At 68.6% G+C, this 13746-nt stretch carries 15 protein-coding genes and 1 pseudogene; 12 read left to right on the top strand and 4 right to left on the bottom strand.

Annotation, left to right across the window (positions count from 1 at the left end):
* Window positions 1–480 precede the first annotated feature (480 nt).
* The gene (locus tag LDL49_RS55170; protein WP_225302966.1) at window positions 481–744 is read left to right on the top strand and encodes a hypothetical protein; all 264 of its coding nucleotides are present in this window, start codon (window positions 481–483) and stop codon (window positions 742–744) included.
* 24 nt (window positions 745–768) lie between these two features.
* Here LDL49_RS55170 and LDL49_RS55165 read toward each other — a convergent pair whose 3' ends face one another.
* Entirely contained in the window at window positions 769–1026 is a 258-nt protein-coding gene (locus tag LDL49_RS55165) for a hypothetical protein (RefSeq protein WP_225302962.1), read from the bottom strand.
* Between the two features lie 346 nt (window positions 1027–1372).
* On the opposite strand from LDL49_RS55165, the gene LDL49_RS55160 reads away from it, so the two are divergent.
* From LDL49_RS55160 to LDL49_RS55150, 3 genes and pseudogenes are all read left to right on the top strand, one after another.
* Window positions 1373–1555 (top strand): hypothetical protein, encoded by a 183-nt coding sequence (locus LDL49_RS55160; RefSeq protein WP_225302961.1) that lies wholly within the window; start codon window positions 1373–1375, stop codon window positions 1553–1555.
* 169 nt (window positions 1556–1724) lie between these two features.
* Window positions 1725–2294: pseudogene (locus tag LDL49_RS59695) on the top strand (LysR family transcriptional regulator); the annotation flags it as partial.
* A gap of 94 nt (window positions 2295–2388) precedes the next feature.
* A complete protein-coding gene (locus tag LDL49_RS55150; protein ID WP_225302960.1) occupies window positions 2389–2646 on the top strand; it encodes a hypothetical protein in 258 nt (85 codons plus the stop codon).
* 278 nt (window positions 2647–2924) lie between these two features.
* On the opposite strand, the gene LDL49_RS55145 is transcribed toward LDL49_RS55150, so the two are convergent.
* Window positions 2925–3476, bottom strand: a complete 552-nt coding sequence (locus LDL49_RS55145) for a type 2 periplasmic-binding domain-containing protein (RefSeq protein WP_225302959.1) — start codon at window positions 3474–3476, stop codon at window positions 2925–2927.
* A gap of 378 nt (window positions 3477–3854) precedes the next feature.
* On the opposite strand from LDL49_RS55145, the gene LDL49_RS58060 reads away from it, so the two are divergent.
* On the top strand, window positions 3855–4139 hold the full coding sequence (locus tag LDL49_RS58060; protein WP_263656739.1) for a hypothetical protein: 285 nt from the start codon (window positions 3855–3857) through the stop codon (window positions 4137–4139).
* Between the two features lie 107 nt (window positions 4140–4246).
* Here LDL49_RS58060 and LDL49_RS55130 read toward each other — a convergent pair whose 3' ends face one another.
* A complete protein-coding gene (locus LDL49_RS55130; protein ID WP_308016319.1) occupies window positions 4247–4597 on the bottom strand; it encodes an ArsR/SmtB family transcription factor in 351 nt (116 codons plus the stop codon).
* Window positions 4598–5022: 425 nt separating this feature from the next.
* Between LDL49_RS55130 and LDL49_RS55125 the strand changes: the two genes are divergently transcribed.
* The 6 genes from LDL49_RS55125 to LDL49_RS55100 all read left to right on the top strand — a co-directional run bounded on the left by LDL49_RS55125 (window position 5023) and on the right by LDL49_RS55100 (window position 11591).
* Window positions 5023–6195, top strand: coding sequence for a CaiB/BaiF CoA transferase family protein (locus tag LDL49_RS55125; RefSeq protein WP_225302963.1), 1173 nt, complete (start codon window positions 5023–5025; stop codon window positions 6193–6195).
* A complete protein-coding gene (locus LDL49_RS55120; protein ID WP_225302957.1) occupies window positions 6192–7700 on the top strand; it encodes an aldehyde dehydrogenase in 1509 nt (502 codons plus the stop codon). Before LDL49_RS55125 ends, LDL49_RS55120 begins: the two co-directional genes overlap by 4 nt.
* Window positions 7701–7702: 2 nt before the next feature.
* Complete coding sequence (locus LDL49_RS55115; RefSeq protein ID WP_225302956.1) at window positions 7703–8536, top strand: HTD2 family dehydratase; 834 nt, start codon at window positions 7703–7705, stop codon at window positions 8534–8536.
* Window positions 8537–8594: 58 nt separating this feature from the next.
* Window positions 8595–9416, top strand: coding sequence for an HpcH/HpaI aldolase/citrate lyase family protein (locus tag LDL49_RS55110; protein ID WP_225302955.1), 822 nt, complete (start codon window positions 8595–8597; stop codon window positions 9414–9416).
* A 218-nt stretch (window positions 9417–9634) separates the two neighbouring features.
* Window positions 9635–10432 (top strand): MBL fold metallo-hydrolase, encoded by a 798-nt coding sequence (locus LDL49_RS55105; RefSeq protein WP_225302954.1) that lies wholly within the window; start codon window positions 9635–9637, stop codon window positions 10430–10432.
* 196 nt (window positions 10433–10628) lie between these two features.
* Window positions 10629–11591, top strand: a complete 963-nt coding sequence (locus LDL49_RS55100) for a LysR family transcriptional regulator (protein WP_225302953.1) — start codon at window positions 10629–10631, stop codon at window positions 11589–11591.
* Here LDL49_RS55100 and LDL49_RS55095 read toward each other — a convergent pair whose 3' ends face one another.
* Complete coding sequence (locus tag LDL49_RS55095; protein ID WP_225302952.1) at window positions 11592–13466, bottom strand: Tn3 family transposase; 1875 nt, start codon at window positions 13464–13466, stop codon at window positions 11592–11594.
* Window positions 13467–13673: 207 nt separating this feature from the next.
* Between LDL49_RS55095 and LDL49_RS59685 the strand changes: the two genes are divergently transcribed.
* Window positions 13674–13746: transposase (locus tag LDL49_RS59685; protein ID WP_372470746.1), on the top strand; the 73-nt coding region annotated here is incomplete at its 3' end.

Raw genomic sequence — 13746 nt, 5'->3', positions numbered from 1 at the left:
GCCAGCCTGCTACCGGGCCTCCTGGCAGCTACCCGGACCGGACTTCCACCGGCAAGCGACGACGAGCTTACGAACAGCAAGATCAGCCGCTACGTCACGGCTTCACCTCCATTCTGCTGGGCGCACGAAAGCGCGAGGCTAGCAGGGGCGCATGAGGCAGGCCACAGGACCGATCACGCTGCCACCTGATCCGCCGATCCTCTCGCCGATCCACGGGCGCGGGACTGAGCTGTGCGCGACTATCACATGAGGCTGCTGCGCGACGGCGGCACCTGGAGACTGCCTCAGTCGATGACGCCTTGGACGTGGTCGATTTGCTGATCTCCTCCTGCTGGCCTGCGCGGAGCCGGCGGGCAAGGGCGAGCAGCTGCGCACGTTTCCCAGACTGCGCAAGGCGGCGCGGGCGATGGCCTGGGCGATGGAGGTGCAGATGACGGTGCCGGAAGCCGCCGAGGAACGGCTGGTTTCGCTGGTGGAGGTGTGGAAGGCAATGAGGAGGGGGTGCCGCGCGAGCGGCTGGCGGCCGCGATGGGGACGGTGGCGGCGTTCGTGCACCACGGCCGCATCTTCACAACGCTGCATCTGCTGCAATTCCTGGCGGAGGCCAGGACACACTGGCAGACTGCCGGCTCAACGGAGATCCAGTCTGTTGCGGATGCTTGTGAAAGGTCCCCGTTCTACTGGGTCTCCGTTCTCATGTCCCGGTTTCCGCCCGACACCTTGACTACCCGCCCACTGCCTTAGCTGCCCGGCATTGGGAAGGCCCGATCACTCGTCGGTCAGCACCCAGAGTTCCCAGGGGGCCTGGTTGCCGCGGCACTCGGAGGCTCGCGCTCCATTGTCCATATACCAGTTGGCACGGATGTAGCACTGCACGATGTCGTTGTACTTGCCTACGAGATGCCAGCCGGGACTGCTCGCCGACACGGATGATGCGGCGCCTGCTTCGGCGGGTGCAGCGAGCAAGGCTCCGCCCCCGATAGCAGCTGCCACGATCAGCATCGTCAGGCCACGTTTGATCTTCATGCTTCATACTCCTCGCCCGCTGCGCCACAGTTTGGGTCTATCTATTGGAAACCGCCCTTTCACTTCGCAAAAGTGTCAAATCTGCCAAAGAGGATAGACATTTAGCCTTTCGACCAAGCTTGCGATTTAACGTCACTCTCGGTGTTCATTGTCGGCGGTTACGGTTTCGCGGTTGGGCGGGCCCTTGTCCCTCGGCCGGTTCCTTGATCCCTTGGGACGGCCGGGGCCGGGCCGGGTGAGTTCTTTCCGCGTCATGATTTCTGGCAGAGGTCCATGCTTGTCCTCTGATCAAGGAGTCCGTGATGCTCAACCGTCTGCGATTCCGGTCGATGAGAAGGTCCGGATCGTGCTGAGCATCTTGGCCGGAGAGATGACGGTGCCGCCCGCCGCCCGCCGCGCCCGCGTCTCGGAACAGCCGATCGGCACCTGGAAGCGTCAGCTCATCGAGAACGGCCGCGCCGGTCCGATAGCGAAGAACGCGCGTACCCCCAGCCGGGACGCGCAACTCGAAGCGAGATCGAGGAACTGAAGACCGCCCTCGGCGAGGCCCATGTCGAGCCGCAGGTGTGGAAGAAGTCGGCCGAGCACCGCCTGGCCCCTTCCAAGACCTCGAGGTTCCGCCGCCTGACCAGCATCCCTGAGCGGACCTACCGGCGCTGGCAGGCACGCGCCCGCACCGAGCGGCAGGTCCGCGGTCCGTGTTCGCCGTCGCCGCCGAGGAGTCGCACTTTGGGCGGGCGGCCGTCCGGCTGCACCTCAGCCAGCAGGCGCTGCTGAAGAGGATCCGCAGGCTGGAGGACGCGCTCGGGACGCGGCTGTTCGAGCGGCCCACGCGCAGCGTGGAGCTGACCGCGGCCGGGCGCCGGTTCCCGCCGCGGGCCGTGGACGCCGTGGCCGCGTTCGACCGGGCCGTGGACTCCGTGTGGACGGGTGGCGAGCCGCTGCGCGTGGACGTCTACGACGAGCGGTTCACCCCGTTGCGGATGCTCCGTGAGGCGAGCGCGGCCGAACCGCCGCTGCGGATCGAGCTGAGCATGCGGCAGGGGCTGTCCGCGGCGCTGCCCGCTCTGCGGCGTGGGGAGATCGACGCGGCCTTCGGCCGGGTGCACGACACGCCGCGGCCCTGGCCGGCGGAGCTCGCCTGCCGGCTCGTACGGCTGGAACCGCTGGACGCGTTCGTGCCCGCGGACCACCTCCTCGCCGGCCGGACGGTGCTGCGGCCCGCCGACCTGAGGGAGCACGGCATCGCCATGCCGGACCCGGCGGGCGCCGTGGAGTGGCGCGGCTACCTGACGCGGCTGTGCGAGCGGTTCGGCCTGCCGCTCCGCTTCACCGAGCCCGCCATCGGCCGGCGGCAACCTGGTGGAGCAGTTCCTCCGCGAGAAGGCCGCGGTCGGGCTGGGGGAGCGCAGCACCGACGCGGAAGGCAGCGGGCTGCGCCGCGTCTCGATCGTCGAGCCGGAGATCCTCATGCCCTGGTGGATCGTCTGGCGGCGCCGCGATCCACCGGCGCCGCTGCGGACGCTGCTGCGGCGCCTGGGCCGCGGCCCCGCGCTCCCCGCGCCCGCCGACCCGCTGCGGTGGGTGCCCGACACCGACCGCCGCCCCGTGGACGCCTGACCCCTGATGCCGGGAAGCCGGCGATGATCGCGGCTTCGGATCACGTACGACTCGGTGGTCTCCGGCGCGAACAGCTCTTCGGGCGCCACCTGCCGCTTGACCAGGCCCTGTTCGGCCGCGTATCTGATGAACGTGGTGAGCACGGACTGGTTCCGCTCCAGGCCGTAGGACCAGTAGTCGTCACCAAGAACGGCGACTGTCTGCTCGTACTCCTCGCGGACCCACGGCAGTGGCAGCGACAGCGAGACGGTTCGCGCGAGTTCGGCGTAGGCGATCTCTTATGCCCGGACACATGCCTTCAGCAGCTCTTGGGCCACCCAGGGATTGGTCTCGTAGACCCTGCGGTGCAGGACCAGGACGTGCATGATCGGGAAGATGCGTGTCTCGGCGAAGTATCGGCGCTCTTCGGCGCGAGGGTCGGCGAAGAGCCGGCGCGCATCACCGGTCTTCAGACTGTCCGGGGCGCGCGGAGAATAGACCGCGTCGAGCTCGCCGGTCGCGAGCAGGTCGGAGAGTGTGCGCCCCGACGGCACCGGGGCGATGTCGATCTCCGGTGGCAGCGAGACCTGCACCTTCTCGCGCCGTCCGGGCTGATTGAGCCAGCCGACGCGGTAGCTCACCGAGGAGGCTGCCACGCCGTAGTGCTCCTGCAGCATGCCGCGAATCCAGACGTTGGCGGTCAGCTGGTCCTCGGCGATACCGACCGAAGCGCCGGCCAGCGCCGACACGGGGCCGCCGACCAGACCGCTGGTGGCCGACACGTAGATTCCGCTGTGGCGAAACGCTCGCGACGGAAAGACCGGCACCGCTACGAACGGACCGTCGGCCACGGAGGACAAGAGGTACGTCGACAGCTACATCTCCGAGGCGTCGAACTCGCCATGCCGGACCATCCGGAAGAAGATCTCCTCGGGGTCGCGGCAGACGTAGCGCGCGCATCACCTTCCACCGTCGGGGTTGGTGCCGTGGTTGCGCATCTCCTGGTTGATCCAGCCCGGTCCGACGCCGAAGTTCATCCGGCCGCCGGACAGGACGTCGACGGAGGCGACCTCCTTGGCGGTGCTGCGTCGAGGCCATGCGGCAGATCTGGACCCACGACACCGCCTCCTACCACGGCGACCACGTCCACTTCGACCACATCACCTCCTGGCCCAAGCCCGTGCGAAAGCCCGCCCCGCCCATCCTGGTCGCGGGCAAACGGGCCCACCGTGGCCTGGCGCGTCATCGCCTACGGCGACGAGTGGATCCCCATGTTGCGCCCCGGCGTCCTGAACAACATCGCAGCGTTCAAGCGCGACGCCCGCAAGCCCGGCAGCGATCAGCCGATCCCGGTCACGCTGTTCGGCGCCGATGTGCACGACGTGGGTGATCTGGACGCCTGTGCGGCGGCCGGCGTCGACCGGGCCCTGTTCTGGGTCCGGTCGGCCGGCACAGCAAGCATGACCAAGACGGTCGACCAGATCGCCAGGGCTGTGCGCCCCTACACCACCTGACCGGCAGCGACCAGAACACATCTGGGCACCCGACCACCGGCGAACGGCCGGCGGCGCGAGTGCCCAGATGCCGTCAGCTTCTCCGCCCTGTCATCAGTCCTGTCCCCTCAGGCCGCTGCCGGCCCCGGCTCCGCGGCGCAAGCGGCCAGGACCGCCGACAGTAGGCCGGGGAAGCGCTCCTGCATCTCCTCGGCCCGCAGCGTGTTCATCTTCGTCGTCCCCACGTAGTACTGGCGGATCACCCCGGCCTCGCGCAGCACACTGAAATGGTGCGTCAGCGTCGACAACGACACCGGCGAGTCGAACCTCCCGCAGCTCATGTCCTCACCCGCCCCCGCCAGCTGGGCCACCACCCCCCGCCGCACCGGATCCACCAGAGCCTCCATCACCTGCTGCATCGACACCTGTGACAACTCGGGATGCTCCACCATCCGAGCGGCGGTACGAGGACGGGTCACGGTGACTCCTTGGAACGACAACGACAAGCTCTCCTCCATACTACGACCGTCATCGAAATTGCTTGCTCGCGCAGTCCTCGCTGCCAACCCACCCCGCAGGCCTATCGCAGCAGCAAGAACCGGTAGCGCCCTTCAGGTCATCGACGAATTCCGCTGGTCTGTCGCCAGGTGGTGCCGGGGCCTAGTTCTCCTCAGGGCAGGCGGTGGAGCCGGCCGATGCGGCTGCGGTCCGCACCCACCGGCGCGCCGTCCCGTGTGACGGCGACGCTCGTTCACCTCCGATCGTTTTCACGGCTCAGGTACGGCGGTGCCCGCAGTGATGCTGTCCCGGCCGGGTCATGTCCATCGACTTATGCATTGGAGGCATCGCGGCGCTTGCGATCGGCATTGGCGTTCGCGTGACCTGCGCGTTGAGACTGTGCGTCATGACCCTTAGCAGTGGGCCACTCGACGGTCTCGTCGTGGTGGCGCTCGAGCAAGCCGTCGCTGCCCCGTTCGCGAGTCGCCAGCTCGCGGATCTGGGAGCACGCACGATCAAGATCGAAAGGCCTGGCGGCGGGGACTTCGCTCGTGGATACGACAGCACGGTCCATGGGCTGGCGAGCCACTTCGTGTGGCTCAACGCGGGTAAGGAGAGCGTTGTCGCTGATCTCAAGACCGCGGAGGGGCGTGCGCTGCTCGATCGGCTCCTGGCCCATGCGGATGTGTTCATCCAGAACCTGTCCCCGCGGGCCGCTCGGTCGCTCGGTGTGTCCGCCCGTCAGCTGACGGAACGTCATTCGCGTCTCATCGCCTGTGACATCTCCGGTTACGGCAGTGGTGGCCCGTATGAGGAGCGGAAGGCCTATGACCTGTTGATCCAGTCGGAGGCGGGACTGGTCGCGGTGACCGGCACGCCGGAGACGCCGGCGAAGGTCGGTATCTCGATCGCCGACATCGCGGCGGGGATGTACGCCTACTCGGGAATCTTGAGCGCCCTGCACCAGCGGCACCGGACGGGTCTCGGTACGGCGTTGGAGGTGTCGATGCTCGAAGCGCTGGGCGAGTGGATGGGGTATGCCTACCTCTACAGCGGGTACGGCGGAACGCAGCCTGCCCGGGCTGGCGCCAGTCATGCCACGATCGCCCCGTATGGACCGGTGAGGACGCTCGGCGGGCAGATCGTGATGTTCGGTCTGCAGAACGAGCGCGAATGGGCCGTCTTCTGTGGGCAGGTGCTGCGGCGAGCCGACGTGGCGCAGGATCCGCGCTTCGGTGGCAACGCTCAGCGTGTCGAGCACCGTGAGGAGCTCGACCGGATCGTCGCGGATGTTTTCGCCGAGCTGGAGCTCGATGAGGCGGTCGGCAGGCTGGAAAGCGCCGGGATCGCCTACGCCCAGCAGCGGTCGCTGGCGGAGTTCGTGGCGCATCCGCAGCTCAAAGCGCGTGACCGGTGGCGAACAGCGCAGACATCGGCTGGGCCGGTCGAGGTGCTGAAGCCCGCGGTGACCGCTGATTGGCCGACCCCGTCGGGGTCGGTGCCCGCCCTCGGCGAGCATACCGAGGGCGTGCTCGCGTGGCTGGACGGACTCGAAGCAGAGCAAGGAGTGACGGCATGACAAAGCCGAAGAGCGGCAGCTCCGTGACCGGCGAGCAGGTGGAGGCCTTCGGGCTGCTCATCGGCGGCAGATCCACCGACTCGCTGTCGGGCAGGACCTTCGATTCGGTCAACCCCTACACCGGGCAGGTGTGGGCCAGGGCCGCCGACGCCGGTCCCGAGGACGTCGACGCAGCCGTCGCCGCGGCCCGGGCGGCGTTCGAGGGTGCGTGGGGTGCCTTGACCGGATTCGAGCGGTCGGCTCTGATGCGGCGCCTGGGTGACCTCGTCGCCGACAACGCCGAGCGGCTGGCGCGTCTGGAGGTGAGCGATTCCGGCAAGCTCTACCGCGAGATGGTCGGTCAGATGAAGGCGATGGGCGGCTGGTACCACTATTACGCCGGGCTCGCCGACAAGATCGAGGGCCGCTCGATTCCGGCCCCGAATCCCGATTACCTCGTCTACACCACCCGGGTGCCGGTCGGCGTCGTGGCCGCCATCACGCCGTGGAACTCGCCGTTGCTCCTGCTCACGTGGAAGCTCGCCCCGGCGCTCGCGGCCGGGTGCACGATGGTCGTCAAGCCGTCCGAACACTCGCCGATCTCCACGGTCGTGTTCGCATCCCTGCTGGCCGAAGCCGGGTTCCCCGCCGGAGTCCTGAACGTGATCACCAGTCAGCGGGGCGAGGTCGGCGCCGCGCTGGCCGGTCATCCCGGGGTCGACGCCGTCGCGTTCACCGGAGCCACCTCGACCGGCCGGGCCGTCGCGACCGCCGCCGCCAGGAACCTGAACCGGGTCACGCTGGAACTCGGCGGCAAGTCCCCGCAGATCGTGTTCGCCGACGCCGACCTTGGTGCCGCCGCCAACGGCGTGATGGCCGGGGTCTTCGCGGCCACGGGCCAGACCTGCATGGCCGGGTCCCGCCTGATCGTCCACGAGGACGTCCATGACGAGCTCGTCCGGCTCGTCAGCGCACGCGCCTCCGCGATGCGGCTCGGTGATCCGCAGGATCCGGCGACCGAGATGGGCCCGGTCGCCAACAAGCCGCAGTACGACAAGGTCCTCGGCCATCTGCGCACCGCCGTCGACGAGGGGGCCCACGTCGCCTGCGGCGGGGGCCCGGACGACGACCTCGGCGGCTACTTCGTCCGGCCCACCGTCCTGACCGGCCTCGGCCCGGACGCGACGGTGTTTCGCGAGGAGGTCTTCGGGCCCGTGCTGAGCGTCCACACCTTCAACGAGGAGGATGAGGCGCTTCGCCTGGCCAACGACACCCCGTTCGGGCTCGCGGGCGGAGTCTGGACCAAAGACGTCCACCGCGCGCACCGGGTCGCCGGCCAGATCCGCGCCGGGAACGTGTGGATCAACGACTACCGCGTGGTGGCGCCCAGCGTCCCGTTCGGCGGGTTCGGCGACAGCGGCATCGGCCGGGAGAACGGCATCGCCGCGATGGATGAGTACCTGGAGAACCGTGCCATCTGGGTCCAGCTCAGCGGCCGGACCCGCGACCCGTTCGTGATGGGCTGAGCATGAAGACCACCCAGACCACCCAGACCACCGAGTGCCTCGTGCCCGGGCCGGCCATCGCGCTGGCCGCGCTCCTCGACCTGCCGGCCGAAGCCATCGGGTCGGGGTGGGAGCTGCCGCCCCTGTGGCACTGGCTGTACTTCCTGGAGCGGGCCCCCCAGTCCGACCTCGGCCCCGAAGGCCACGCCAAGCACGCGATTCCGAGCCCGCCTCGTGAAGGGCTGCGCCGCATGTACGCCGGCGGCCGGGTCACTTCGCACCGCCCGCTGCTGCTGGGCGAGGAAGCCGACTCGACACTCCAGGTCGTCCGGTCCCGCGAGCGGAACGGGCGGTCCGGCTGGATGACCATCGTCACCACCCGCCGCACCATCCGCCAGCGCGGACAGCTCGCCGTCACCGACGAGGTCGACATCATCTACCGGGAGCCGACCCGCCTGGCCACCGCCATCCCCGTGGAGGCCGGCCTGCCTGCGGCTGATGTCCCCGGGATCGAGATCGACCTCGACCAGGCCTACCTGTTCCGGTTCTCCGCGCTGACCTACAACTCCCACCGGATCCACTACGACGTGGACTACTGCCGCGACGAGGAGGACTACCCCGGCCTCGTTGTCCACGGCCCCTTGCAGGCACTGCTGATGAGCCAGGAGGCACGGCGGGCGGCCGGTGTCTCGACCGGAACGCACTTTGACTACCGGCTGGTCGCTCCGCTGACCCTCGGCCAGGGCCTGGTCATCTCGGCCGCCGCCGAGCACGACGGCGCCGTGACCGCCCACGCGCGGGACCGGCACGGGCGGACCACCGCAACAAGCCACCTCACCTCCTTGGGCGCCGCGTGACGGCCCGAGGTATCGCTCACGGGCCGGGCAGCGTGACCGGCAGGTCCGGGTGAGGGCGATGAGGGATACGGCCTCATCGGTGACCTGGCTGTTCGTGCCCGGCGACCGGCCGGATCGGTTCGCCAAGGCCGCCGCGGCCGGAGCCGACCAGGTGATCATCGACCTCGAGGACGCCATCTCCCCCCACGCGAAGGACCAGGCGAGGCAGGCGGCGGCGCACTGGCTGACGGCCGGGGGACAATGCTGGGTCCGGGTGAACGCGCCGGGCACGCCCTGGCATGACGACGACCTGTCGACCCTGGGCGGCCTGCCGGCGCTGCGGGGAATCGTCGTCCCGAAGGCCGAGGACGCATCGGACCTCATCGAACTGGCCGCCCGACTCGCGCCGGGCACCGACCTCATCGCGCTCGTGGAGTCGGCACGCGGCATCCTGAACGCGGCAGCCCTCACGAACTGCGAGGCCGTCGCGAGGCTCGCATTCGGAGCGATCGACTTCGCTTTGGACATCGACGCCGACGACACCGACGATGCGCTCCTCCTGGCACGCGGGACACTCGTCCTGGCCTCACGCGCCGCGGGCAAGCCCGCCCCGATCGACTCGGTGACCACGAACCTGGCGCCGCCCGCGGCGGCCGCCGACGCCCGCCGGGCGCGAGCCCTCGGGTTCGGCGGGAAACTCCTCATCCATCCGGCCCAGGTGCGGGAGGCACAAGAGGCGTTTCGGCCAACGGACGCCCAGGCGGAGTGGGCTCGTGGCGTCCTGGACACCGCAGGACAGGCCTCGAACGGCGCGGTCGGTAAGGACGGGCACATGCTCGACCGGCCGGTCATCGACCGCGCCCGCCGGATCATCGACCGAACCAGCGGCACCCATCGGTGACACCCGCCGCCCACCCGTGGCGCGCGCGACGGCCAGGAGCCGCTGTCATGCGTCCCACGCATGACAGCGGCCTGAACACGCACTTCTCATGGCGCTCGCCATACCAGATGCTGAAAGCCTCAACGGCAGGCGCACGAAGCCCTCATCATCACCGCGACCGATCAACCTTCAGGAGACGCTGTATGTCAGCCACCCCCGCTCCGTTGCATTCTCGTACCGTGGGCGGTATTCGCATCACCTATCTCCCCGACGGCGTCGCCAACTTCTCCTACGACGTCTTCCCGGGCTCCTCACTGGAATGCTGGGCGCGTCACGCCAGCCAGACCAGCGACGGCCGCTGGGTGTGCAGCATCGGCGGGTTCCTCATCGAGTCCGGCGACCAGAAGATCCTCGTCGACCTCGGCTTCGGGAACACCGAGCTAGAGGTGGAGGGGTTCGTGTCGGCCAAGAGCGGGAACCTGCTCACCAGCCTCGGCGCCGCCGGGGCCACCCCCGCTGGGATCGACACCGTGGTGTACACCCACATGCACGCCGACCACACCGGCTGGACCGTCACCGACAACGCGCTGACCTTCGGCAACGCCCGCCACCTCGCCGGCCCCGGTGAGGTCGAGCACTGGCTCGCCCACGCCGATGAGTCGTTCGCCCCGGCACAGCAACTGCCCTTCACCTCCCAGTTCGAGGTGTCGACCGACGGCGAAACCCTCGCACCGGGCGTCGAGATCATTCACGCCTCCGGGCACACCCCAGGTCACCAGTGTGTCGTCGTCTCCTCGGGCACCGAGCGCGCCGTGATCCTCGGCGACACCATCCACACCTCGGCCCAGCTGGAGGAACCCGACCTGACCTTCATGTTCGACGTCGACCCCGTGGCCGCCCGCCAGTGGCGCGAGGACATACTGACCAAACTCCAGGACACCGGCACGACCGTCGGAGCCTGCCACTTCAGCGGCTCGGCGTTCGGACGCGTCATGACCGGGCAGGGCCGCCGGTTCTGGGCTTCCCTCGGCGGTTGACCTCAGACCCATCAGCACGCACCGCTGGCCCGGCGACACCGTTCCGGTCTTTGTCACCATCGGCACAGGGCCGTAACATGGCGATGTTCGACGTGCCGGCGGTGTGCCGCGATTCCACCCAGCCAGCGATGCGGCCGCATCGCTTGTGGGGTCATCGCGATACGACCACTCATGAGATGAAACGACGAGAGCGGATTTGAGCCACGTAGGTCTCGACGAACTGCGCTCCTTCCTCGTGGTCGCGGAGTTGCAGAACGTCTCACGGGCCGCAGCGGTGCTCAACCTCTCCCAACCGGCGCTGTCGCGGACCATCAGACGGCTCGAACAGGCCTACGGCGTGGAACTCTTCGACCGTCCTAACCGCCGTCTGCGGCTCAACCAGTACGGCCGGGCCCTGGTCACCCGCATCGAAGCCGCGCTACGCGAACTGGCCCAGGCCGAGGACGACATCGCCACCCTGCGCGGGCCCCGCAACGGCACCGTGGACCTTGCCTTTCTCCACTCCTTCGGCACCTGGCTCGTCCCCGACCTGCTGGGCGAATACGTCCACATCGACACCCGGACCCGGTTCGTGCTCCACCAGGACTCGGCCGACGAGGTCGCCACCCGCGCCGCCGACGGCCGGGCAGACCTCATCTTGACCAGCCCCAGACCGCGCGACCCCCTCCTGAGCTGGGTCCCGCTCCGCGACGAGCCCCTGGCCCTCGCGACAGGGGCAGGACATCCACTCGGCGACCGCCCCCAGGTCGAGCTCATGGACGTCCTGCACGAGCGGTTCATCGCCATGCCAGGCGAGTTCGGACTCCGGCAGACCACCGACGCCCTCTTCGCGGCCCGCGGCGTCCACATGAACGTCGTCCTCGAAAGCGCGGAGATCGCCACCATCAAAGCGCTCGTGGGATCCGGGCTCGGCGTCGCCATCGTCCCTGGCGGCCCCACCGCACCCGCCGTCGCCGGAGTCACCCTCATCCCGTTGAGCGACGAAGACGCCTTCCGGACCATCGGCCTGTCGTGGCACCTGGACCGGCGCCTGCCCGCCGCGGCAAGCCGCTTCCGCGGCTGGATCCTGTCGAGGTCCCAGCCGAAGAACCCCTCAGACGTCGGCCTGCCGCCATCCTCCCCGGCCGACGACGAACGCACCGTCACCGACCACGACTGATCAGCTGCCGCCCCGACGCGATGCCACCGGATCGGCCACAACATCGACAGCAGCAACCGCGAGACCACCAGGACGATCGAGCGTGAAGCACCCCCGGGTCAGGGCAGCGCTCAGCGAACCGCTGGCAGATGCCGGCCCCCGGCAGGATGGTCGAGCCTCCACCACCGCCGGTCCGCTCATTCGTCTCACGCATGGACGCACCAGAAATCGCTCTTTCACAAGCCCATCGATGCGTGTCCATGATGGTCGAGCCAAGCCCTGCGCGCGCAGTCCCTGGAAGCGCCGCATCGCCAGCCTCCCCTCCACCGGACGCAGGCGACGCATGAAGGCTGGGTCCGACAGGTATTTGGCCAGGTGGACGGTCCTGCGCAGCATGCCCCATTCCTTCAGCGCGGCCGCCAGGGTGTTCTGCCGGGAGGCGGCCGACCACTTGCCGACGATCAGCGAGGCGGTGGCCTGGCCGTATTTCAGCGATCCGGCCATCCGCAGCAGGTCCGGCCAGCAGTCGGCGATGAGGTCCTCATTCCAGCGCGCGCCCAGCAGCGGCCCGGCGTGCGGGTAGCGCTTGGCGATCTCGGTCGGGGTGTCGTCCCGTACCAGAGTGACCCGGGTCAAGTCCCGCAATCGCGGGGTGAGCGCCTTGCCGACCAGGTCGAACAGCGCAAAGTTGATGATTGTTGCTCCGTGACTGTCGGTCGCGTGCTCGGCGATCGGGAGGTCGGTTGCGTTGCCGAGGAAGTCGTCCAGGACGAAGTGCGCCTCCCGCGCTGTCGGCACGATGATCTTCGTGCCGTAGGTGGACCACTGATCGGAGACATGGGTGTACGTGGAGAGCACCTGACCGCCGTGAATGACCATGGTCCGGCCAGTCACGGTCTTACCGCGGACGGGGAACCGCTGGCCATCCGATGAGCTCATGGTGCCGCCGCCGAACACCTTGGCCAGCCCCAGCTGGTAGTGGTGGTCGACGATGACCGTGTTGGCCTCGCGCAGCGTCTCCTCCCGCACATACCACTCCATGGTCCAGGCCAGCACGTCGTAGGACACCCCGCAGGCCTCCGACATGCGGGCCAGGCCCAGGTTGGTGGACATCGCGATGAGCACAGCCAAGATGTTGCGCTTGGTCTCCACGGACGTGCTGAGCTTGCGCCCGCCGGCATGGGTGAAGCAGTCCAGGAAGTGCGTGCGCGCGTCCAGCTCGATCAGCAGCGAGGCGATCCGCGCGAACGGCAGCATCCCGGCCAGCTCCTCCTTCAGTGCCTTGGCCTCGGCCGGCACGTCCTCGGCCGACAGCGGCGGCACTACCAGATGCTCGTCCTCATCCAGCCGGACCCTGCCGGTGTCGTCGGGCGTGGCGCCGGCCAGGGTCTGCTCCAGTTCTTCCAGGGCAGCGTGCAGTTCCTCCTTGCCCTGCTCCAGCGCCTCCGCCGCGTGCGGCGGCTTGCCCACCAGGCGGCAGTACTCGCCGCGCCGGGGCGCCCACTGCTCGGGCGTGTACAGGTAGCTGGCCGGATCGGCGTAGCGGCGCGAGCCGGGCACGAAAACGTCCCCGCTGCGCAGCCCGTCCCGCAAGCACAAGATCACGCACAGTTCCCAGAAATGGCGGTAGGCGGTATCTTCCCCGGACTTGCGGGCCTTGGCCAGGTAGTCGGCGTACTTGGCGGGCACGAAGCCGCTCGGCGCCTCCGCGGGCACCTTGTGGCCGCCGAGCCGGTTCATCTCCTTCAAGACGGCCACCGCCTTCATCAGCTCGGCTGTGCCCGGCCCGCCCTGGAAGTCGATCGCGGCCAGGACGTTCGGGGTGAACTGGCGCAGGTAGGTGTAGGAGGACTCCAGCTCCGACAGCCGGCCGTGGTTCAGTGGGGGTTTAGGCATGGCTCGTTGGCATGTGCCCGCTATGTGGTCGCAGGCTTTTGGGCTCTTCATCCTATAGGTATAGATTTGCTCATTCCTCATCGCCGATGAGGGCGCCTGCTTGATTATCAAATGACGCTCGAATTCCGTCTGGTCTAGAAATGCGGTAGAAGCTCCCGACCGGTCGAGGGCCACTACCGATCACACGTATCGGGTAGAAGTTCCGCCATGAGCGAGCGGAAGCCGTACCCCAGTGACATATCCGACGCCCGCTGGGCCTTAATCGAACCCACCTTAACCA

This window comes from Nonomuraea aurantiaca (assembly GCF_020215705.1).
In the GTDB taxonomy this organism is placed as follows: domain Bacteria; phylum Actinomycetota; class Actinomycetes; order Streptosporangiales; family Streptosporangiaceae; genus Nonomuraea; species Nonomuraea aurantiaca.
This window is presented reverse-complemented; position numbering and strand designations above follow the sequence as displayed.

Bases quoted from the DNA above. Each gene is read 5' to 3' on its own strand.
- LDL49_RS55125 (WP_225302963.1), top strand. From the start codon at position 5,023: ATGACCCTTAGCAGTGGGCCACTCGACGGTCTCGTCGTGGTGGCGCTC.
- LDL49_RS55110 (WP_225302955.1), top strand. From the start codon at position 8,595: ATGAGGGATACGGCCTCATCGGTGACCTGGCTGTTCGTGCCCGGCGAC.
- LDL49_RS55120 (WP_225302957.1), top strand. From the start codon at position 6,192: ATGACAAAGCCGAAGAGCGGCAGCTCCGTGACCGGCGAGCAGGTGGAG.
- LDL49_RS55115 (WP_225302956.1), top strand. From the start codon at position 7,703: ATGAAGACCACCCAGACCACCCAGACCACCGAGTGCCTCGTGCCCGGG.
- LDL49_RS55095 (WP_225302952.1), bottom strand. From the start codon at position 13,466: ATGCCTAAACCCCCACTGAACCACGGCCGGCTGTCGGAGCTGGAGTCC.
- LDL49_RS55165 (WP_225302962.1), bottom strand. From the start codon at position 1,026: ATGAAGATCAAACGTGGCCTGACGATGCTGATCGTGGCAGCTGCTATC.